At 69.6% G+C, this 20,913-nt stretch carries 19 protein-coding genes and 1 riboswitch; of the genes, 4 read left to right on the forward strand and 15 right to left on the reverse strand.

All coding sequences use genetic code 11. The features are described from left to right. Positions 1-174: 174 nt before the first annotated feature. The 4 genes from AB4Z55_RS15085 to AB4Z55_RS15100 are packed head-to-tail and all read right to left on the reverse strand — an operon-like array spanning position 175 to position 3,958. Positions 175-585: a VOC family protein gene (locus tag AB4Z55_RS15085; protein WP_064572129.1), complete on the reverse strand. Its 411-nt coding sequence runs from the start codon at positions 583-585 to the stop codon at positions 175-177. A gap of 19 nt (positions 586-604) precedes the next feature. After that, entirely contained in the window at positions 605-1,036 is a 432-nt protein-coding gene (locus AB4Z55_RS15090) for a helix-turn-helix domain-containing protein (protein WP_369520015.1), read from the reverse strand. Positions 1,037-1,061: 25 nt separating this feature from the next. After that, on the reverse strand, positions 1,062-2,732 hold the full coding sequence (locus AB4Z55_RS15095) for a phospho-sugar mutase (protein WP_369520016.1): 1,671 nt from the start codon (positions 2,730-2,732) through the stop codon (positions 1,062-1,064). Continuing rightward, positions 2,729-3,958, reverse strand: coding sequence for a glucose-1-phosphate adenylyltransferase family protein (locus tag AB4Z55_RS15100; protein ID WP_248645437.1), 1,230 nt, complete (start codon positions 3,956-3,958; stop codon positions 2,729-2,731). The genes AB4Z55_RS15095 and AB4Z55_RS15100 overlap by 4 nt, the downstream gene beginning before the upstream one ends. Before the next feature lie 112 nt (positions 3,959-4,070). On the opposite strand from AB4Z55_RS15100, the gene AB4Z55_RS15105 reads away from it, so the two are divergent. Next, the gene (locus AB4Z55_RS15105) at positions 4,071-5,246 is read left to right on the forward strand and encodes an NAD(P)/FAD-dependent oxidoreductase (protein ID WP_369520017.1); all 1,176 of its coding nucleotides are present in this window, start codon (positions 4,071-4,073) and stop codon (positions 5,244-5,246) included. A 20-nt stretch (positions 5,247-5,266) separates the two neighbouring features. Here the strand turns inward: AB4Z55_RS15105 and AB4Z55_RS15110 are convergent, their stop codons facing one another. The 6 genes from AB4Z55_RS15110 to AB4Z55_RS15135 form a co-directional block, all read right to left on the reverse strand. After that, positions 5,267-6,274, reverse strand: a complete 1,008-nt coding sequence (locus AB4Z55_RS15110) for an oxygenase MpaB family protein (protein ID WP_369520018.1) — start codon at positions 6,272-6,274, stop codon at positions 5,267-5,269. A gap of 120 nt (positions 6,275-6,394) precedes the next feature. Continuing rightward, the gene (locus AB4Z55_RS15115; RefSeq protein WP_369520019.1) at positions 6,395-7,120 is read right to left on the reverse strand and encodes a VOC family protein; all 726 of its coding nucleotides are present in this window, start codon (positions 7,118-7,120) and stop codon (positions 6,395-6,397) included. Beyond that, positions 7,117-7,440, reverse strand: coding sequence for a hypothetical protein (locus AB4Z55_RS15120; RefSeq protein WP_101818899.1), 324 nt, complete (start codon positions 7,438-7,440; stop codon positions 7,117-7,119). Before AB4Z55_RS15120 ends, AB4Z55_RS15115 begins: the two co-directional genes overlap by 4 nt. A gap of 96 nt (positions 7,441-7,536) precedes the next feature. Further along, positions 7,537-7,758, reverse strand: coding sequence for a DUF3263 domain-containing protein (locus AB4Z55_RS15125; RefSeq protein WP_004019024.1), 222 nt, complete (start codon positions 7,756-7,758; stop codon positions 7,537-7,539). 219 nt (positions 7,759-7,977) lie between these two features. Continuing rightward, positions 7,978-9,129: a DUF475 domain-containing protein gene (locus tag AB4Z55_RS15130; protein WP_369520020.1), complete on the reverse strand. Its 1,152-nt coding sequence runs from the start codon at positions 9,127-9,129 to the stop codon at positions 7,978-7,980. Continuing rightward, the gene (locus tag AB4Z55_RS15135; protein WP_033203387.1) at positions 9,126-9,407 is read right to left on the reverse strand and encodes a hypothetical protein; all 282 of its coding nucleotides are present in this window, start codon (positions 9,405-9,407) and stop codon (positions 9,126-9,128) included. Before AB4Z55_RS15135 ends, AB4Z55_RS15130 begins: the two co-directional genes overlap by 4 nt. 416 nt (positions 9,408-9,823) lie before the next feature. On the opposite strand from AB4Z55_RS15135, the gene AB4Z55_RS15140 reads away from it, so the two are divergent. Next, a complete protein-coding gene (locus tag AB4Z55_RS15140) occupies positions 9,824-10,168 on the forward strand; it encodes an RNA polymerase-binding protein RbpA (RefSeq protein ID WP_004019027.1) in 345 nt (114 codons plus the stop codon). Positions 10,169-10,245: 77 nt separating this feature from the next. Here AB4Z55_RS15140 and AB4Z55_RS15145 read toward each other — a convergent pair whose 3' ends face one another. The 5 genes from AB4Z55_RS15145 to AB4Z55_RS15165 all read right to left on the reverse strand — a co-directional run bounded on the left by AB4Z55_RS15145 (position 10,246) and on the right by AB4Z55_RS15165 (position 18,903). Then, positions 10,246-11,064, reverse strand: a complete 819-nt coding sequence (locus AB4Z55_RS15145) for a polyprenol monophosphomannose synthase (protein WP_004019028.1) — start codon at positions 11,062-11,064, stop codon at positions 10,246-10,248. Continuing rightward, the gene (gene lnt, locus AB4Z55_RS15150; RefSeq protein WP_369520021.1) at positions 11,048-12,739 is read right to left on the reverse strand and encodes an apolipoprotein N-acyltransferase; all 1,692 of its coding nucleotides are present in this window, start codon (positions 12,737-12,739) and stop codon (positions 11,048-11,050) included. Before lnt ends, AB4Z55_RS15145 begins: the two co-directional genes overlap by 17 nt. Beyond that, complete coding sequence (locus AB4Z55_RS15155; RefSeq protein ID WP_369520022.1) at positions 12,736-14,370, reverse strand: amidohydrolase; 1,635 nt, start codon at positions 14,368-14,370, stop codon at positions 12,736-12,738. The genes lnt and AB4Z55_RS15155 overlap by 4 nt, the downstream gene beginning before the upstream one ends. Positions 14,371-14,475: 105 nt before the next feature. Beyond that, positions 14,476-14,985 (reverse strand): FxsA family protein, encoded by a 510-nt coding sequence (locus AB4Z55_RS15160; protein WP_369520023.1) that lies wholly within the window; start codon positions 14,983-14,985, stop codon positions 14,476-14,478. A gap of 126 nt (positions 14,986-15,111) precedes the next feature. Further along, a complete protein-coding gene (locus AB4Z55_RS15165; protein ID WP_369520024.1) occupies positions 15,112-18,903 on the reverse strand; it encodes a cobaltochelatase subunit CobN in 3,792 nt (1,263 codons plus the stop codon). Positions 18,904-18,975: 72 nt separating this feature from the next. Continuing rightward, positions 18,976-19,054, reverse strand: a riboswitch (cobalamin riboswitch). 60 nt (positions 19,055-19,114) lie between these two features. On the opposite strand from AB4Z55_RS15165, the gene cobG reads away from it, so the two are divergent. Both cobG and AB4Z55_RS15175 read left to right on the forward strand, forming a co-directional pair. Then, positions 19,115-20,275 carry a precorrin-3B synthase gene (gene cobG, locus AB4Z55_RS15170; RefSeq protein WP_354559476.1) on the forward strand — a complete coding sequence of 387 codons (1,161 nt, stop codon included), beginning with the start codon at positions 19,115-19,117 and terminating at the stop codon, positions 20,273-20,275. A gap of 13 nt (positions 20,276-20,288) precedes the next feature. Further along, positions 20,289-20,912, forward strand: coding sequence for a precorrin-8X methylmutase (locus AB4Z55_RS15175; protein ID WP_239398743.1), 624 nt, complete (start codon positions 20,289-20,291; stop codon positions 20,910-20,912). The last annotated feature ends 1 nt before the right edge of the window (position 20,913 follow it).

The following is a 20,913-nucleotide window of genomic DNA, read 5'->3' on the forward strand; positions in this document are numbered from 1 at the left end:
GCGGTCGCCGGGGTTCGGGGTGCTCGTGTCATCTCGGAGGGTCGGTTCCGCCAGATCGGTGCGCGGACTCCCGGTCGATCTAACCAGTCCGGAGGGCACGGTCGCGGCAGGTTCTCCATCGACGCCCGCGACGAGTGCTTCCGGGGGCGGGAATCGACCGGGTCCGCACATCTCTCAGCCGGCCTGGTCGATGCGGATGAGGTTGCCTGCGGGATCTCGGACGGCGGCGTCGCGCACGCCGTACGGCTGATCCATCGGCTCCTGCACGATGTCGACACCGCTGCCCTGCAGCTTCTCGAACAGGCCGTCGAGGTCGTCGGTCGCCAGCGTGAGAGCGCCGTAGCTTCCCTTCGCGATCAGTTCGAGAATCGTCTGGCGTTCCTCATCGGAGATGCCGGGGTCCGCGGCCGGCGGATGCAGGACGATCGACGTGCCCGGCTGACCGGGCGGGCCGACGGTCAGCCACCGCATGCCCTCGTAGCCGACGTCCTTGCGGAGCTCGAAGCCGAGGAGGTCGCGGTAGAAGCCGAGGGCGGCGTCGCCGTCGGTGTGCGGGAGGAAGGTGTACTGGATCGTGATGTTCATGGGATCAGGCTAGGCAGTCTCACCCAAGCTGTGCTTCTCGATTCCTGATCGGTCTGGTGATGTTCTTCGCCAGGCACGCCGGTATCCCGTCCGTCGCGTCGGCCGACTGTTCGCGGTAGACCGTCGGCGGCACCCCGACGAGTTCGGTGAACCTGGTGCTGAACGTGCCCAACGAGGAGCATCCAACCTCGAAGCACACCTCCGTCACGCTCAGATCGCCGCGCCGGAGGAGGGTCATCGCGCGTTCGATACGACGAGTCATCAAGTACGAGTAGGGCGATTCACCGTAGGTCTGGCGGAACTTGCGACTCAGGTGACCGGCCGACATGTTCACCCCGCGAGCGAGCGCCTCGACGTCGAGCGGTTGCGCGTACTCGCGGTCGATGCGGTCGCGGACCTGACGCAGCAGGGTCAGGTCGCGCAGGCGCTGATCGGAATCGGTTCGCGGCACGAATCGATGGTAGTGCGCCGACGGTTCACAGCTGGAGCAATGCGGCGATGTCGGCGCCGAGTGCGTCGAGACGACGCGAGGCCTCGGCGTGGGGTACGACGCCGTCGGGACAGTCCAGCACGACCTCGAGGTAGCACTTCAGCTTCGGTTCGGTGCCCGAGGGGCGGACGACGACCCGGTCGTCGGCGGCGGTCCGCAGCAAGATGCCGTCGGTGGGCGGCAGATCGGCGGATCCGTGTGCGAGGTCGCGGTTCTCCACCACCGGCGAGCCGGCGAGACGACCGATCGGCGTGGACCGAAGACGCTCCATCATCTCGCCGATGAGCGCGGTGTCCTCGACGCGAATGGTCAACGGCGCGGTCGCGTGCAGACCGTGGCGGCGGGCCAGGTGGTCGAGTTCGTCGGTGAGCGTGCGGCCGTCCCGGGCCAGTTCCTCGACCAGGGAGATCACCCGGACCATCGCACCGATGCCGTCCTTGTCGCGAACGGTGTCGGGGTCGGTGCAATAGCCGATCGCCTCCTCGTAGCCGAAACGCAGGCCGGGCGTGCGGGCGATCCATTTGAAGCCGGTGAGCGTCGCCGCGAACCGGAGCCCGTGGTGCGCGGCGATCCGGCCCAGCAACTGGCTCGACACGATCGAACACGCCAGGGTGTCGCCGGGTCGCGCCGGGTCACGCGCCGCCTGCTCCCCCAACAATCCGCCGATCTCGTCACCGGTCAACTGCCGCCATCGGCCGTCGGCACCGCGCGTGGCGACCGAGCAACGGTCGGCGTCGGGGTCGAGTGCGATCACGACATCCGCGTCGACGTCGCGCGCGAGATCCAGCGCGAGGTCGAGGGCCCCGGGTTCCTCCGGGTTGGGAAACGGCACGGTCGGGAAGTCGGGGTCGGGAGCGGACTGCGCCGCCACGACATGGACGTCGCCGATCCCCGCGGCGCGCAACACATCTCGGGCAACACCGCCGCCGACACCGTGCAGGGGCGTCAGGACGACACGAGCCGGTGAGGGACCGGAGTCGGGTCGTAACCCCGCGGTTCGCTGCACGTAGGTGCGGACGATCGCGTCGTCGAGGTGGATCACGGCCGCGGAGTCACGGGGCACCTGGTCGGCGGGTGGCGCCTGCGCGATCCGGTCGGCGATGTCGCCGTCGGCGGGCGAGATGATCTGGACTCCCCTGCCCGCATCATCGGTGGCGCGGCCGCCCAGGTAGACCTTGTAGCCGTTGTCGGCCGGCGGATTGTGCGAGGCGGTGATCATCACCCCGGCGTCGCAACCCAGTGACCGTGTGGCGTGAGCGATCACCGGGGTCGGCAGTCTGGGCGGCACCGCGAACACGGTGATCCCCTGCGCGGCAAGAATTTCGGTCGCCACGTCGAAGAACTCCGCGGAGCCGTGCCGGGCGTCGCAACCGACCACGACGCGGGCATCGGGACCGACCGTGTCGAGCAGATATCGGGCGAGACCCACCGTGGCCCGGGTGACGACGGCGACGTTCATCCGCGACTCACCGGCACCGACCTCACCGCGCAGGCCCGCGGTACCGAAGGCCAGCGGGCCGTCGAAGCGGGACGCGAGATCGCCGGCCGCCGCGTCGTCGCCGTGCTCGGCGGCGTCGATCAGTGCGGTGAGCACGGCCCGGGTCGACGGATCGGGATCATGGTCTCGCCAGCGGCGTGCGCTCTCGATCGTCGTCACCGGATACGACGGCCCGGGTCGACACGGTCACCGAGGGTGACGCGGGCACCTCGCAGGATCTGTGTGTCCATGCCGACGAGCGTGATCTTCTCCGTGGGCACCGGCCGCGTGCGAGGATGCCCGCCGATCACTGCGTTCGGACCGACGCGAACGCGTTCGTCGAGCACGGACCACGCAACCGACGCGCCGGCGCCGATGACGGCATCGCCGAAGACCACCGAATCGGCCACCACCGCACCCTTCTCGACGACCACGCCCGGTCCGAGCACGCTACGCCGAACCGTGCCGAGCACATGGGCACCGCCGCTGACCAGACTGTCCTCGACAACCGCCCCGGTCTCGATGCGGGCGGCCGGACGTTGCGGCTGATTGGTGAGGATCGGGCGGTCGCCGCGGAAGACGTCGAGCGCCCCGGAGATCAGGTCGCGGTGCGCCTGCAGGTACGTCTCGGGACGACCGGCGTCGATCCAGTACCCCGGCATCGCGTGGGCGACGGTCTTGCCGCGATCGACGAACCACGGGAGCAGGTGCTCGCCGAAGTCCCCCAGGCCGGTGTCGTCCTTCGGAGAACTCTCCGTCGTCCGGCTCTCGAGGTACTCCAAGCCCTCGATGAGGACGGCAGGGTCGTAGACGAAGATCTCGGTGGCGATCGTGCGCGTGGTGGCGCGCTCGGGTTTGTAGCGGAACTCGCGGACCGTCCCGTCGCGGCGGGCCTTGACGGTGGCGTGCTGGGTGGCCTCGTCCAGCGGACACGTCGTGGTGACGACGGTGCATTCGGCCCCATGACGGCGGTGGGTTTCGATGGCGTCGCGGAAGTCGAAGTCGTACACGTGGTCGGCGCTCATCACGATGACCTCGGCCGGGGCGTGGGCGGCGATGCGGCCGCGGATGCGGTACAGCAGGTCGGCGTTGCCGGTGGCGAAGCCGTCTTCGGTCTCCGCGGCGTCGGTCTGCTCGGGCGTCACGACGCGCAGACCGCCGCTCGTGCGGTCGAGGTCCCAGGGCCGACCGCCGGCCACGATCTGCGTGATGGTCTCGGCCTCGTACTGCACGCAGAGCCACACATCGTCGATGTGGCTGTGGTGCAGGTTGGACAGCGGAAAGTCGATGAGCTGATAGTTGCCTGCGAACGGCAACGCCGGTTTCGCACGCCGATCGGTCAGCACCTCCATCCGCGAACCACGTCCACCGGCCTGCACGATCGCGAGAACCTCCGAATACCGCATCACCCCAGTCTGCCGCACTGCGCCGGGTTTGCCCGGATGGCGGGGCCACGGAGCGCTGGGTGGCATGCTCGACCACAGATCTGTCGGTCCGGTCTGACGAGGAGGTACATCGGTGGCGCGCATCCGACCGGCCGAGCACGCGACGACGGAGCGTGTCGAGGTCGACTGTCTGGTCGTCGGCGGCGGGATCGTGGGTCTGGCCGTGGCCCGCGCGTTCGCGCTGCAGGGGCGCGAGGTCGTCGTCTTGGAGGCCACGGATTCCGTTGGCGCGCAGACGACGTCGCGGAGTTCGGAGGTCATCCACGCGGGCCTCTACTATCCCGCGGGCAGCCTCAAGGCGAGGTTGTGCGTCGGCGGTCGACGGCTGCTGACGCGGTTCTGCGACGAACACGACGTGTCGTGGGCGCAACCGGGCAAACTCGTCGTCGCCACCGACGACACCCAGCGGGAACGACTGGACGAGATACACCGGCGCGGCCTGGCCAACGGTGTCACCGACCTGCGTCGGATCGGTGTCGACGAACTACGCGACCGCGAACCCGAGATCGACGGCGTCGCGGCACTGTTCTCGCCGGCGACCGGGATCGTCGACGTCGACGGCGTGGTCCGTGCACTCCGCCGGGACCTCGAGGCACTGGGCGGCGGAATCGCCCTGCGCAGCAGAGTGATCGGCGGACACATCGACCGCGGCGGGATCACCGTGCACACGGATGACGGTGAGTCGGCCGTCACGCGGATACTCGTCAACTGCGCCGGGATCGGCGCGTGGCAGGTGGCCCGGAGTCTGACCGGATTCGACGGGCCTCTACCGCCTCGATTCCTCGCGAAGGGCAACTACTTCGGGCTGTCCGGCGTCCGAGCGCCGTTCCGGCACCTCGTGTATCCGGTACCCGCCGACGGTGGACTGGGCGTGCACTTCACGATGGATCTCGCCGGCGCCGCACGATTCGGACCCGACGTCGAGTGGCTGGACGTGACCGCGGGCGAGACAGCCACCGAGGACGAGCTCGACTACGCCGTCGACGATGCGCGCGCCGCGGCGTTCGAGCGCGCGATCCGCACCTACTGGCCCGGATTGCCCACGGCGGCCCTGGTTCCCGCGTACGCGGGCATTCGGCCGAAGGTCACCGGGCCGGGCGTTGCGGCAGGCGATTTCGAGATCCACGGCCCGGCGACGCACGGGATCGCCGGGGTGGTCAACCTGTTCGGTATCGAATCGCCGGGCATCACGTCGTCGCTGGCGATCGCCGAACATGTCGTCGGTCTGGTCACGCCCCCGACGACGTGACCAGACCGACCGGAGAGAGCTCAGCTCTGCGGTGAGTCACCCGGCTTCGGGTGGTACTGGTAGGCGGCACTGGCCTTCTCGCGAACCTTCATGGCCTGGATCGCGTCGTGGTGGCGCCGCGCGTGATAGGCCAGCGGGAAATACGTGAGCCGCTCGGGCAGGGTGCGGTAGGCGAATCGCAGATTGCGATGGATGCGCTCGAGGTGCCGCTGCTCGGCATCGGTCCAGGTGAGCCCCAAAATCTCGCGGACCCGCGGGTCCATCACACCGACGGTGGTGAGGTAGTTGAAGTTCTGGAACGGCACCGACGCGGTGGCGGCCGCCTTCTTGGCGGCGGGCCGCAGAGCTTTCGGTACCGACTTCGGGATGACCGGTGCGGCACGCATCTGATCGATCAGCTCCAGGGCGACCGGGTGCCGGACCAGTTTGTTCTCGATGAAGTCGTCGAAGTACTCGTCGAACTCCTCGAGGGTTTCGGGATAGTTGTTCATCGGCACCTGGACGATCTTCGCAATCCGACGGTTGTCCCGCAGGAGTTCCCGGCGCTCCTCGAGGGTGAAGTGTCGGCCCAGAACCAGCGGCGCGGCGGTCTCGATCGTGGGTAGCGCAGTGGCGATCACCCAGGCGTACGCTTCCGGGTTCAGCGCGCTGATGTGCTTTCCTTCGGCATTGCGCATCTGTAGCGGTTGATGGAGCTTGCGGAGTCGTTTGCCCTCTTCCAGGGCCTCCTGCCCCCCGTAGGTCCAGCGCAGCACGGAGTCGGCCGACCGGATCGCACGGCCGACCGGATCGGTACGGAACACGGAGTATTTGCCGACGACGTCGCCGATGACCGGGTGCATCACCTGCATCACGAACGCCGCTCCGTTGATCGGGAGGAAGGTGTACATCCCCGTGAGCTTGGCGGTCAGCGAGTCCGGCGGGATCAGCTCGATCTCGTCATCGCGGTGGTTGAGCAGAGGCTCGGCCGCCACGGAATCTCCGGTTTCGGATTCGATTGCTGTCCGCTCGTCATGTACCGCGGTCATGGTGCCCCCAACGATGGTCTCGGAAACTGCTAATTCGACAACATTCGTAGTCAGATTAGCGCAGCCGTTCCCGAAAACCCACCGTTTGCCGGATTTCAGGTGCTCGGAGGGGAGCCGGACTCAGGCCTCGGGGCCGATGACCACGGTCCGCGTGGCGAGTTCGCGGTGACGGACCGTGAAGATCCGTGTGCCCTTCTTGCGGCCGACCCGGATCTCGCTGAGATCGAGCCCGGCGTCCGTCAGACGTGCGTGGGTGGCATCGACATCGATCGAGCGCCACGCGACGCCCCAGAGTGTGACCGGCGATGACGGCACCGGGTCGGCCGGCGGTCGCGGCGCCGCGACGACCTCGACGATCAGGTCGCCCCGCCGGAAGAACAACTGGCGGGCGTCCTGCCCGATCGGCTGATCGAGCCGGAAGTCGAGGTCGAAGGTCCCCGCGAACAGCGCGACGGCGACATCCCGGTTGTCGCAGGTGAAGACCAGATGGTCGAGACCGGTGAGGTCGCTGTCGGGGCCGGCCACCGGATCGTGGCGCGCCGCCATCCCGATCGGAGACGTCTCGCCGAGCGCGCCGAGCACGGAGTCGGTGAGTGGGTAACCGCGCCGACCGAGCAGGCGTCGGGTCGCCGGGACGTCGTCGACGGTGAAGTAGACGCCATGGGAGTCGGACCCGCCGGACGGCGCCCGCAGCGAGAGCACGACATTGCCGACGGCCAGCGTCCGCCGGCCGTCGGTGTCGGTACCGACCACCCGTCCGAGCAGTCGCTCATAGGTCGCGGCGGTCGACGAGGGATCGTCGCTCGCGAGGTCGACGAGGGCGTGCGGTCCGGGCAGTATCGTCACCGCTTCTTCTTACCTTTTCGACGACGGGCCGCCGGCGGCGGCACCCGTCGGTGGATCAATTGCGCGGAACTGGTGATATGCCAAGCGCCGCAGGAGCACTCGTAGTACCGCAGCTCCGAGGATGTGCCGATGAGGTGGCGGCGCAGCCGATCGATCCCTTCGCGCGCGTCCGCGGGTGAGGCGAACGGCAACTTGTCGGGCGTCGGGCACGCCGGATAGTCGACGCCACCGCGGCGGGCGGGACGAGGCTGATCGCGAAATGCGGTGCGTGCCTCGACGTCGCGATAGAACGCCTCGAGATCGTCGTCGGAGAAGGGCACCGGTCGATTATCCCCCGAGCCGGGCGTTCGTCGCGCCGGGCGGGCCTGGTTGTGCGCAAGGGGATCGAGAGCTGACGGATCGAGAGCAGCGGAGGATCAGCGCGCCATCCAGAGTCGGCGGCGGATGACCTCACGCATACGACGTAGCTCCGACGCTGTGAGCGCCGACGGCGGATCGGTGTCGACGAGACGATCGACCTCGGAGAAGAAGTCCCGATCCGTGAGACCGAACTCCTCGCCGATCTGCCGGGACGAACCCCCGCCCAAGGGGTACCAGTTCGTCTCGAACTGGATCATCTGCTGCTGCTTGCTGTCCATGGAAGCCACCGAATTCTGCGTTTTCGACCTAGAACCTGAACGTGCGTCGCGGAGCCCGTGCCGGCAGTTACCTCTACCTGTGGGCCTACGCGTGATGCACGTCACCGACGACGTCATTTGTACACCTGTCGACCGACATAAGACAGCGGGTGGCCCAGGCTGATTCCAAAGGTGCCGCAAACGTTCATCGCACGTTCGAGGAGGGCGCGGGACCGACCCTCAGACGGCCAGTCGGTCGGGGCTCGCCGCCCGTGCCTCGCGTCTGTTCGCACGAATGCTGCTCGCCAGGGACGCGCCGATGAACGCCACCCCGACGAGCCCGGTGACCACCTCGTTGATCTCGAACTCGATGCTGATGAGCAGGATCGCGGCGAGGGCTCCGATCGCCCAGTGCGCGCCGTGCTCGAGGTAGCGATACTCCCCCAGCGTCCCCTTGCGGACGAGATAGATCGTGATGGACCGCACGAACATCGCGCCGATGAAACCGAGCCCGAGCGCGATGATGATCGGGTCCGAGGTGATGGCGAACGCGCCGATCACCCCATCGAAGGAGAACGAGGCGTCCAGCAGCTCGAGGTAGAGGAAGAGGAAGAACCCGGCCTTGCCGGTGGCCACGGTGATGGGGTGCGGGCCGGACCGCCCCCGGCCGGCCTGCTCTGCCCCAGCCCCGTCTGAATCTGCGTCGCCCTCAGTCGCCGGGTCAGCGTCGGGTTCGGCCATGAACAGCGAACTCAGTCCGTCGACGGTGATGTAGGTGACCATGCCGAGGATCCCGGCGATCAGCACCGTCGCGCGGACCTCGTCGGGTGCGAGGAACTCGGCGGTGAGCACCAGCGCGAGTGAGGCGATGACCACCGCCAACTGGTCGAGCTTGCCGAGTGTCGCGAGCGGCCGCTCGAGCCACGTGAGCCACGTCTGCGGGCGCTCGGTGAGCACGAAGTTGAGGAACAGCAACAGCAGGAACATCCCACCGAACGCCGCGATCTGTGGGTGCGCCTCGGTGAGGATCGTCTCGTAGCTGGGCTGACCGTCGGCGAAGTGCGTCTGGCCCTCGGGCGGCGGGTTCATGGCCAGGTCGAGCGCCTCGACGGGGTTCAGGTTGCCGGTGATCCAGACGATCACGAGCGGGAACAGCAGACGCATGCCGAACACCGCGATGAGGACGCCGACGGTGAGGAACATGCGCTGCCAGAACGCGCTCATCCGTTCCAGGATGGTCGCGTTGATGACCGCGTTGTCGAAGGACAGCGACACCTCGAGGACGCCGAGGATGGCGCAGAGCGCGAGTCCGGTCCAGCCGAGATAGAGGTAGGCGACGACCAGCGCCACGAGGGTGACGACGAGCGACGGTGCGAAGATGCGCCCGATCACCGCAACTTCTCGGCTTCCCGCGCGAGCTCGAGCAGGGTCTCGGTGAGGCCGGCGAGAACGTCATGGTCGGCGCGTTCGGCGACCGCGGTGCCGAGGTCCTCGGCCGCACACCGCAGTGCGAACATCCGGTCACCGAAGTCGGCGGCCTCGGCCGAGGACAGGATCACCGCGTCGTCGGGAATGGATGTGCCCTCGAGCAACGTTCTCTGCTCGTAGGCACGCTGCCTGCACGAACGTTTGCAGTACTTCCGACGACGCCCCAACTCGGAGTCCACCATCGTGCGACCGCACCAGGCGCATGAGTAGGGCCGGCGCCGGCGCGCGGCGCCGAGTCGGTCACCGCCTGGGGCGCCGGTCTCCACACGGTGCGAAGTGCCTGGATCCACACCGAGACCGTACCGCTGTAGCCAGTCGCCCCGCTCGCTGCGCTCCCGGCGGCGGCCAGCCAGTCGCCCCGCTCGCTGCGCTCCCGGCGGCGGCCAGCCAGTCACCCGCTCGCTGCGCTCCCGGCGGCGGCCGTGCTGACCGCGTCGGGCAACACGGGGCGTCGCCGATGAGGAACCTGCGCGCGGATGCGCGTAGAATGTTCCTGTTGACGACCCGAAAGTCGTGCGCAGCGCTGCGTGCGAAGCAGGAATGCAACAGAGATCACCCGGCAGACCGGGAGATCCGACGAAGTTGAGAGGAACCCTTCATGGCAGATCGAGTACTTCGGGGTAGCCGCCTCGGCGCGGTGAGCTACGAGACCGATCGAGACCACGACCTCGCGCCACGACGCATCGTCCAGTACCGCACCGACAACGGCGAGATCTTCGACGTGCCGTTCGCCGACGACGCGGAGGTCCCGTCGAAGTGGCCGTGCAAGAACGGCATGGAAGGCACCATCCTCGAGGGCGCCGAGCCCGAGGAGAAGAAGGGCAAGCCGCCGCGCACCCACTGGGACATGCTCCTGGAACGTCGCAGCGAGGAAGAACTCGAAGTGCTGCTCAACGAGCGCCTCGACCTCCTCAAGCAGCGACGCAAGGGCATCACCAACTGACAAAGCGGGCGCTCGACGCCCCGAACCGAACAGACCCGGCAGGATCACCTGCCGGGTCTGTTCGTCTGTTCAGCGGCTCACCGCGTCCGGAGAAGCCCCCAGCGTTCGAGCCTGCTCTGGACACCCCAGCGGGCGACCATCGTGAATGCCTCGGACATCACGCCACCGCTCATCTTCGAGACGCCGATCTCACGTTCGGTGAAGGTGATCGGCACCTCTCGGACGTCGAACCCGGCGCGCACGGTCCGCCACGCGAGATCGATCTGGAAGCAGTATCCGGCGGACTCGACGGTGTCGAGCTGGATCTTCTCCAGCACGATGCGGCGGTACGCGCGAAAGCCGGCGGTGATGTCGTGGACACCCGCGCCGAGGGCGAGCCGGGCGTAGGTGTTGGCCCCGCGCGAGAGGAACTCGCGGCGCTTGGGCCAGTTCACGAGCTTGCCGCCGGGGACGTAGCGAGACCCGATCACCAGATCCGCACCGTCGTTGACGGCGTCGAAGAGCCGGTTCAGCTGTTCGGGTGCGTGACTGCCGTCGGCGTCCATCTCGACGATGACGGCGTAGTCGCGGTCGAGTCCCCACGCGAAACCGGCGAGGTAGGCCTTGCCCAGGCCGTCCTTCTCGACGCGGTGCATCACGTGGACGCGTTCGGCATCGTCGGCCCGCGCGAGTTCGTCGGCGACGTCGCCCGTACCGTCCGGGCTCGAGTCGTCGACGACGAGCACGTGCGCCCCCGGCAGCACGTCCTGCAGTCGTCCGATGATGAGCGGCAGATTGTCGCGTTCGTTGAACGTCGGCACGACGACCAATGCGCCCGTGCCGTCGGCGCCGACCACGCGTTGCGGCGCGTCGTCGGGCCGCCGCTGCCCTGCCGTGGCGTCAATCCCCGATGCCATCGAGCTCCTTCGTGTCACCGGTCGCCCGTGCGGCGACCCTGCGTGGCCTGAGTGAGAACCTAGTACGCGAGCGCAGCGCAAACAAAAGCCCGACCACTGCGGCGATGATCGCCAGGACCTCAGGCCACGGGCCCAGCCGGGTCGCGAGGGTCATGTCGTCGTGCAGCGGAAGACGTCCGGTCAGCACATCCGAGGTGAAGATGCCCGACTGCCGACTGATGGAGCCGTCGGGCTCGATGACGGCGCTCACACCGCTGGTGGCCGCGACGACGACGGCCCGCCCGTGTTCGACCGCGCGGACCTGTGACATGGCCAACTGCTGGTAGGTCATCTCGGTACGGCCGAAGGTCGCGTTGTTGGTGGGGACGAAGAGCATCTGCGCGCCCTCCCGCACGGACTGTCGCGCGGCCCGGTCGAAGGCGACCTCCCAGCAGGTGGCGACCCCGACGGTCACCGTCCCGGAACGACCGGGCACGTCGACGACGGTGGGTCCGGTGCCGGGGCGGAAGTCTCCGGCCATGTCGGCGTAGGACGAGAACAGGCGGAAGAACGGCCGCCACGGGAGGTACTCCCCGAACGGCTGGACGATGTGCTTGTCGTAGCGGGCTACCGGACCCTTCGCCCCGTCCCACACCAGGACCGAGTTGGTGGGCCGGCCGTCGGGGTTGCGGATGAGGGTGCCCACCAGGATCGGTGCGTCGACGGCCTCGGAGGCGGCGGTGATCTCGGCGGCGGCGTCGGCGTTGTCCAGCGGTGAGATGTCCGAGGCGTTCTCGGGCCAGAGGACGAAGTCGGGTTGCTCGGTCTGCCCCGTGTCGATCGCCCGGCCGTAGGCCATCGTGGTGCGCACGTGATTGTCGAGGACGGCACGGCGCTGGGCGTTGAAGTCCAGCCCGAGACGCGGCACGTTCCCCTGCACGGCGCCGATGCGGGCCGAGGACGTGGCGATGTTCCGGTCGAGGCTGGCAGGGGTCGCCGCGATTGCGGCGATCGGGGCGAGCAGCGCGATGGCAACCGCCGTGGTGGCGATGCGCACGACACCCGAGGAACGTTCGGCGACGGGAACCGGGCCATCAGTGGGTGCCGGGGCCGGCGTCGGACCGCCATTCGAGCGGGTGCGTCGGTAGGCGCGGACGAGGACCACGAGCAGCCAGGCGACCGAGGAGCCGAACAGCGCGACACCCGCCGACAACCCCGGTGCGCCGAGCACCGAGGCCAGCGGCAGCAGCGGACCGTCGACCTGACTGAAAGCCGTTCGCCCCCAGGGAAATCCGCCGAACGGGAACGCGGAGCGCAGCGCCTCGACGAGCACCCAGCACAACGTGAACCACACCGGTGGCACGGGTAGCCGCATCGTCACGGTGGCGATCGCGCCGAAGAGCGCGAGATATCCGGCGAGTATCGCTGCCAGAGCGAGCCACGGCAGCGGGCCGACGTAGACGCCGATCCACGGGAGCAGCGGCACGAAGAACGCCAGGCCGAAGACGAAACCGATCCAGGCGCCGGTGCGCACCCGGGGCGTCCCGACGTACATCGCGGCGAACAGGAGGCCGAGTCCGAGGACGGCGAGGAACCACCAGTTGCGCGGCGGGAAGGCCGCCCACATCGCGACGCCCGCGGCCACGGCGGTTCCGGTCTGTGTGAGCCAGGACCGGGAGACCCGCGGCGGACTCATCCGGCGTCCCGGTCGTACAGGGTCCGGCCCCGGTGCACGGTGCGTACGCAGCGCGGTAGGTCGGCCCCCGGCGAGACGTCCGGCAGCGCCGGGACCCGCGACCGCGGATCCGTCGACCATCGCTGGACCTTCTCGTGGGATCCCGCGACGACGAGGTCGTCGACCTCCCAGACCGCGTAGCTGGCGGGGGCACCGGGCGTGAGGGTGCCGGTCACGCCGTCGTTGACTCCCCCGGCCCGCCAGCCGCCGCGCGTCGTCGCGGCGAAGGCGCCGCGTGCCGAGATCGCGTTTGCCGGCTGATGGTGATGCACGGCAGCACGGATCGTCGACCACGGGTCGATCGCAGTGACCGGTGCGTCCGATGAGAACGACAGGGCGACTCCCGTTTTGGCCAGCATCGCGAAATCGTTGAGAGTTGCCGCACGGGGTGCGCCCAGACGGGCGTCGTACAGGTCGCCCGGTCCGCCCCATTCGGCGTCGAACAGCGGTTGCATGCTGGCGATGACGCCGCAGCGCGCGAGGACCTCCGCGTCGGCGGCGGTGACCATCTCGGCGTGTTCGAGCCGGTGTGCGCACCGTGCCAGTGCGGGCGTGCCGAGTTCGTCGGCGAGGTCGGCGAGGGCGCCGACGACCACACCGGTCGCAGCGTCGCCGATGACGTGGAAGCCTGCCTGGATGCCCGCGATCGTGCAGGCCCGCAGGTGGTCGCGGATCGCCTCGGCGTCGAGATAGCTGATGCCGTGGGTGTGCGGATCGTCGGTGTAGGGCTCGGAGAGCCACGCGGTGTGCGAGCCGATGGCGCCGTCGATGAACAGGTCGCCGCCCAGGGCGTCGGCCCGCGTGATCGACATCAGTTCGCGGGCGTGGTCGGCGTCGGTGACAGCCTGTCCCCAGTAACGCCGGACCTCGACGGGGTGGTCGAGTTCGGCCAGCGCCAAGAAGTCGTCCAGACCGCTGATGTCGGGTCCGCCGTTCTCGTGGACCGCGACCACACCGTGGGCCGCGGCCCCGTCCAGCGCACGACGCTGGGCACGCTCACGGTGCGCGGCGGTCACGAGGAGCCGGGCAGCGCCCCGGACAAGGTGGTGTGCCTCGGCGACCAGCGGTTCCTCCGGGTGGTACCCGACGGCGTCGGCCAGGTCCGGGATGAGGCGTCGAAGCGCGGTGGACGCCACCGCCGAGTGCTCGTCGATCCGGGCGATATAGACCGGTCTCGTCCCCACCACGGCGTCGAGCTCGGTGGTCGTCGGGAACCGGCCGTCGTCGGGTTCGGCACCCGCCCAGGTCGAGTCGTCCCAGCCGAGACCCCAGATGAGGTCGCCTCCCTCGTGCGCGGATTCGGCGGCCACCGCCTTCTCCACGAGCCGCAGACAATGCGTGCGGCTCGACGCCTCGTTCAGGGTCAATCCATCGAGCCCGAGTCCGGTGGAGGTCAGGTGCACATGGGAATCGACGAAGCCCGGACTGACGAAGAGTCCGCCCAGATCGATGATCTCGGCGTCGGGGTGCAGCGCACGTCCGACGTCGTCGGTCCCGACCCAGACGACGATTCCGTCGGTGACGGCCATCGCGGTCGCGTCGGGGGCGGCCGGCGAGTACACGGCGCCGCCGAGAAGCAGTTGGGTTGCCACGATCGTTCAGTGTGCCTTGCCGTCGGTGAAGGGTGGCGAGGGGTCCGGTTGCCGGGCGTCGGGATCCCGGGCGGTGCCGCCAGTCCGACGCAGTACAGAACGGGCTCAGCGGCCCTGTGGCAGGCCCCGGGTCCCGAACGGCGTGGTGGCCGACCCCGGTTCGGGCGTGTCGGATTCCACGACGGAGCCCTCGACGACGGTTGCGCCACGTCCCGCGCCGTAGACGCCGGTGGCGTAGACCCCGGCCCGGTCCATCGCGGTCGCGACCCGGCGCGCACCGACGGCCACGACGACCGGACGCATCACCCGACGGGTGGGCGGGAACAGCACGAGGGTCCCGGCCACGGTCGACACGACACCCGGGATGACCAGCAGCAGGGTCGACACGGCGACGAGCGCGGTGTCGGCCAGCGGTGCACGGGCGTCGACCTCGTTCCGGGACGCCCGCTGCAACTCGCCGAAGACCTTGCGGCCCTGCCAGCGCAGGACCACGACCCCGAGGACGACGGCGGCGAGGCTGATCAGCACCGCCCAGCCGAACCCGAGGGTCATGACCATCGCGACGAATGCGGCGATCTCCAGTACGGCGTAGGCCGCGAACCAGCGGAGAGCCATGATGCTTCACCTGTCCTTCGGTGCCCTTCGGCACCCGTTGACGTCAGGGTCTGCATCGGTAACGAACGAGTGCCCGATTTTTCTCCCGAGGGGGTGGTTTCGACAAGCTCAACCAGCGGTGGGCGGTCAGTCCTCGCCGCGGCCTTCGATGTCGCCCTCGGTCTGCAGGTAGACGTTGCGCAGGGCGTCCAGCAGCTCGGCCGGCGGCTCGCGCCACATGTCGCGTTCGACGGCCTCGAGCAGACGTTCGGCGATCCCGTGCAGCGCCCAGGGGTTGGACTGCTGCATGAACTGCTGGTTGGTCTCGTCGAGGACGTAGGACTCGGTGAGCTTCTCGTACATCCAGTCGGCGACGACGTCGGTGGTCGCGTCGTAACCGAAGAGGTAGTCGACCGTGGCGGCCATCTCGAAGGCGCCCTTGTAGCCGTGGCGCTGCATCGCCGAGATCCACCGCGGGTTGACCACGCGGGCGCGGAACACGCGGCTGGTCTCCTCCGACAGCGTCCGGGTGCGGACGGAGTCGGGCCGGGTGCTGTCGCCGATGTAGGCCTCGGGTGAGGACCCGGTCAGCGCGCGGACGGTCGCGACCATGCCGCCGTGGTACTGGAAGTAGTCGTCGGAGTCGGCGATGTCGTGCTCGCGGGTGTCGGTGTTCTTCGCCGCCACCGCGATCCGCTTGTACGCGGAGCGCATGTCGTCGACCGCTGGCACACCGTCGAGGTCGCGTCCGTAGGCGTAGCCGCCCCATTCGGTGTAGACCCGCGCGAGGTCCTCGTCGCTGCGCCAGTCCCGCGAGTCGATGAGTTGCAGGATCCCGGCGCCGTAGGTGCCGGGCTTGGACCCGAAGACGCGCATCGCGGCACGACGCCGGTCGCCGTGTTCGGCCATCGCCGCACGCACGTGGGCGGCGACGAAGTTCTGCTCGTCGGTTTCGTCGGCACCCGCGGCGAGCGCGACCGCGTCGTCGAGCATCGTGACCACGTGCGGGAACGCGTCCCGGAAGAAGCCGGAGATGCGCACGGTGACGTCGATGCGGGGACGGCCGAGTTCCTCGAGCCCGATGAGCTCCAGCGAGGAGACGCGCCGGGACATCTCGTCCCACACGGGCATGACACCGAGCAACGCGAGGACCTCGGCGACGTCGTCACCCGACGTGCGCATCGCGCTGGTCCCCCACACCGACAGTCCCACCGACGGGGGGTATTCGCCGTGATCGGCCAGGTAGCGCTCGAGCAGCGAGTCGGCCATCGCCCGACCGGTTTCCCACGCCAGCCGCGAGGGCACCGCCTTCGGGTCGACGGAGTAGAAGTTGCGTCCGGTGGGCAGCACGTTGATCAGGCCGCGCAGCGGCGACCCGCTCGGCCCGGCCGGGATGAACCCGCCGTTCAGAGCGTGCAGCACACGCGGGACCTCACCGGTCGTCTGGCGCAGGCGCGGGACGACCTCGGTGGCGGCGAAGGTGAGCACGTCCCCGACCGCTGTCGGCAGTCCCGCGGTCGCGGCGGCGACTGCCTCGGACGACCAGTCGTCCTTGGCGCAGGCGGCCACGAGTTCGCGGGCCTGGGCCTCGACGGCGTCGACGGAACCCCGCTCGGCCGAGCCGTCCTCGACGAGTCCGAGAGCCTCGCGGAGGCCGGGCAGAGCCGATGTGCCGCCCCAGAGTTGGCGGGCGCGCAGCATGGCGAGGACCAGGTCGACCTCGGCGTCGTCGCGCGGGGGCTCGCCGAGGACGTGCAGGCCGTCGCGGATCTGGACGTCCTTGATCTCGCAGAGCCAGCCGTCGACGTGCAGCAGCATGTCGTCGAAGACCTCTTCGTCGGGCCGTTCGGTCAGACCGAGGTCGGAATCCATCTTCGCCGCGGTGAGGAGCGTCCAGATCTGCTGGCGGATCGCGGGCAGCTTCGCCGGGTCGAGCGCGGAGATGTTGGCGTGCTCGTCGAGCAGCTGCTCCAGCCGGGCGATGTCGCCGTAGGACTCGGCGCGTGCCATCGGCGGGATCAGATGGTCGACAAGGACCGCATGGGCACGGCGTTTGGCCTGCGTCCCCTCCCCCGGATCGTTCACCAGGAACGGGTAGACGAGCGGGAGGTCGCCGAGCGCGGCGTCGGTGCCGCAGTCCGCCGACATGCCGAGATTCTTGCCGGGCAGCCATTCCAGGTTGCCGTGCTTGCCGACGTGCACGATCGCGTCGGCGCCGAAGCCGGTGTCGTGCGCGGCAACCCACCGGTACGACGCGAGGTAGTGATGCGACGGCGGGAGGTCGGGGTCGTGGTAGATCGCGACCGGGTTCTCGCCGAAGCCGCGCGGCGGTTGCACCATGATCGCGGTGTTGCCGAAGGTCAGTGCGGCGATGACGATGTCGCCGTCGGGGTTCTGCGTGCGGTCGACGAACAGGTCGCCCGGAGCCGGACCCCAGTGCTCGGTGACCGCCGAACGCAGTCCCTCGGGCAGGGTGTCGAACCACGCTCGGTAATCGCCCGCCGAGAGGCGGATCGGGTTGGCGGCGAGGGTCTCCTCGGTGAGCCAGTCGGCATCCTGGCCGCCGGTGGCGATGATCTCGTGGATCAGTTTGTCCGAATCATCCTCGGCGAGACCGGGAACCGATCCCGGACCGGACTCCGGTCCGATGTCGTACCCGGCCGCGCGCATCGCATCGAGCAGGCGCAGGAGGCTGCGCGGGGTGTCGAGTCCGACGGCGTTGCCGATCCGGGCGTGCTTGGTCGGGTAGGCCGACAGCATGACCGCGATCCGCTTGTCCGCGGCCGGTGTCCGACGTAACCGGGCGTGCGCGGTGGCGATGCCTGCCACCCGGGCACAGCGCTCGAGATCCGGCTGGTACCACGGCAATCCGTCGTCGTCGAATTCCTTGAAGGAGAACGGCACGGTGATGATCCGACCGTCGAACTCGGGCACCGCCACCTGGGTGGCGACGTCGAGCGGTGACAGTCCGTCGTCGCTGTCCTCCCAGTCCGCACGGGAACCGGTGAGGCAGAGACCCTGGAGGATCGGGACGTCGAGCGCGGCGAGTCGCTCGATGTTCCACGCCTCGTCGTCGCCACCGGCCGATGCGGTGGCCGGGGTGGCGCCACCCGCGGCGAGCACGGTGACCACGAGCGCGTCGGCCGTACCGAGCAATTCGAGGAGGTCGTCGGGCGCGGTCCGCAGCGACGCACAGAAGATCGGCAGCGCTCGCGCGCCCTTCGCCTCGATGGCATCGCAGAGCGCGGCGATGTAGCGGGTGTTGCCCGCCAGGTGCTGGGCGCGGTAGTAGAGCACGGCGATCGTGGGGGCGTCGGGCCCTTCGTGGCTCGTCGACCTCGACGCGCTCCTTCGTCGCTTGCTCGGCCCGGCGGCTTGCGCTCCTCGCACCTCAGGGAGCGGAGAAGGCTCGGCGTGCGCTCCTCGCACCTCAGGGAGCGGAGAAGGCTCGGCGGGCACCTCGACGACCGAAGAACGTTCCAGCACACCCCACGCGGGCGTCTGCTGCGGGAGTTCGAACCCGTTGCCGGTCAGCAGGACGGTGTCGGACAAGAAGTGGTGCAGGTTCACGAGGTTCGCGACGCCGCCGGCCGCGAGGTAGTCGTGGGCCTGCGCGGCGACACCGGACGGCACGGTGGAGTGCGCCATCAGGTCGGGGTCGGGCTGCTGCTCGCCGGAGCACACGACCAGGGGCTTGCCGGTCGCCTCGACCGCCGCGAGCCCGTCCTCCCACGCGCGCACTCCGCCCAGGATGCGTACGACGATGAGATCGGCGTCGGCGGCGAGTCGCGGGATGTCCTCGACCAGGATGCGAGAGGGGTTTGCGCCGCGGTAGGACACCGACGCCTCCGTCGGAGCACTGCCCGACGGTGTGTTCTCCTCATGGGCCGCCGAGGCCGTGAGCAGATCGGTGTCCGAGGTCGAGAGCAGCAGGATCATCGTGTCTCCTCGCCGGGTTGTCGCGCCCGGGTGCGTGTCGGTGCCGTGGGTGGCGGGTGCAGTGCGAGGGACTGGTCTGACTCCCGGATGGCCGGTCGATCCCGGCTCCCCGATCACAGTGGCGCGACCGCGCCGGAATCGCACCGGCTTCAGCCCGCTCGCGGTGCGTTCAGCCTACGGCCACCGCACCCGCCGGTCGTAGGCTGGTGGGATGAACCAGCCAGCCCGGGCCGCCGCCGACCGTTGCCCAGGGGTCTTCGACACGCATCCGGCGGCCGACGGCGCACTGGCCCGGGTCCGGCTGCCGGGCGGGCGGATCCGTCCGGATCAGCTTGAGGTGCTCGCCCGGGCGGCCGCCGACCATGCCGACGGGCACCTGGAGTTGACGGTGCGCGGCAACCTCCAGCTGCGCGGGATCACCGACGTCGAGGCCGTCGCCGAGGCGGTCGTCGCGGCCGGGCTCGCGCCGAGCAGCACCCACGACAAGGTGCGCAACATCGAGCTGAGCCCACTGACCGGGCGTATCGGCGGGGTCGCCGACGCGCGTCCGCTCGCCGCGGCCCTCGACGACGCGCTGCGTGCCGACCCGGCCGCGGCCTCCTTGTCCGGCCGGTTCCTGTTCGGGATCGACGACGGCCGCGGGGACATCGCCGCCCGACGCCCGGATGCGTGCGCGGTGATCCGGGCCGACACGCCGTTCGCGGCGGACATCAGCATCGCCGGGGTCGCCGTCGGGTCGGCCACCGGTCCGGAATCCATCGTGAGCGCGCTGATCGCGGTGGCTGCCGGTCTGGGCGAGGTCTCGCCCGGCGCGTGGCGGGTCCGCGACCTCGACACCGACGCCCGGCGTCGACTCACCGACCTCGTCGCGTCGGGTCTCGACCCGGTGATCGACGACGACCCGGACACCACGCCGAGCGCCCCCGGCGAGCCGATCGTCGGCTGGTTCGACCAGGACGACGGCGCGGTCCTGCTCGGCGCGGTCGTCGAACTCGGTCGGTTGCCGGCCCGGCTGGCGGAGTTCATCGCGGCGGTCCAGGCGCCGATCGTGTTCACGCCCGACCGCGAGATCCTGCTCTGCGATCTCGGCGAGGGCGTGGCCGAGACCGTCGTCCGCGTGCTCGCCCCGATGGGCCTGATCTTCGATGCCGCGTCGCCCTGGGCGTCCGTCAGCTGCTGCGTCGGAGCGCCGGGGTGCGCGTCCGCCCACGCCCCGGTCCGGGACGACCTGATGGCCCGTGTGCAGGCCGGCGACCCCGTCGACGAACGCGAGCACTGGGTCGGTTGCGCCCGTGGTTGCGGATCGCCGGCCGAATCCCACCTCTCGGTGGAGGCCACGCCCGACGGCGGATACGAACGGCGGCGCCGTTAGGCTCGTCAGCACCATGACCGAGTACCTACGAGACGGCGCCGCGATCTACCGTCAGTCCTTCGCCACGATCCGCGCCGAGTCCGACCTCTCCGCGTTCGCGCCCGACGTCGCGACCGTGGTCGTCCGGATGATCCATGCATGCGGCCAGACCGACCTGACGCGCGACGTGATCGCGACGCCCGGTGTCGTGGCCGCCGCGCGCGGCGCGCTGGAGGCCGGCGCCCCGATCCTCTGCGACGCCAACATGGTGGCCTCCGGCATCACCCGCAAACGCCTCCCCGCGGACAACGAGGTGCTCTGCCACCTGTCCGAACCCACTCTCCCGACTCTTGCCGAGCAGCTGGGGACCACGAGAACCGCTGCCGCACTGGAGTTCTGGTTGCCCCGCCTGGAAGGTGCGGTGGTCGCGATCGGCAACGCGCCGACCGCACTGTTCGCGCTGCTCGACATGATCGACGACGGTGCGCCCCGTCCCGCCGCGATCGTCGGCGCACCCGTCGGTTTCGTCGGCGCGGTCGAATCCTGCGCGGCCCTGGCCGAGCGCGACGACCTCGAGTTCATCACGGTCACGGGCCGGCGTGGCGGGTCGGCGATCACCGCGGCCGCGGTCAACGCGCTCGCGACCCCGAAGGAATGAC

Source organism: Gordonia sp. ABKF26, assembly GCF_041103195.1.
Classification (GTDB): Bacteria; Actinomycetota; Actinomycetes; order Mycobacteriales; family Mycobacteriaceae; genus Gordonia; species Gordonia terrae.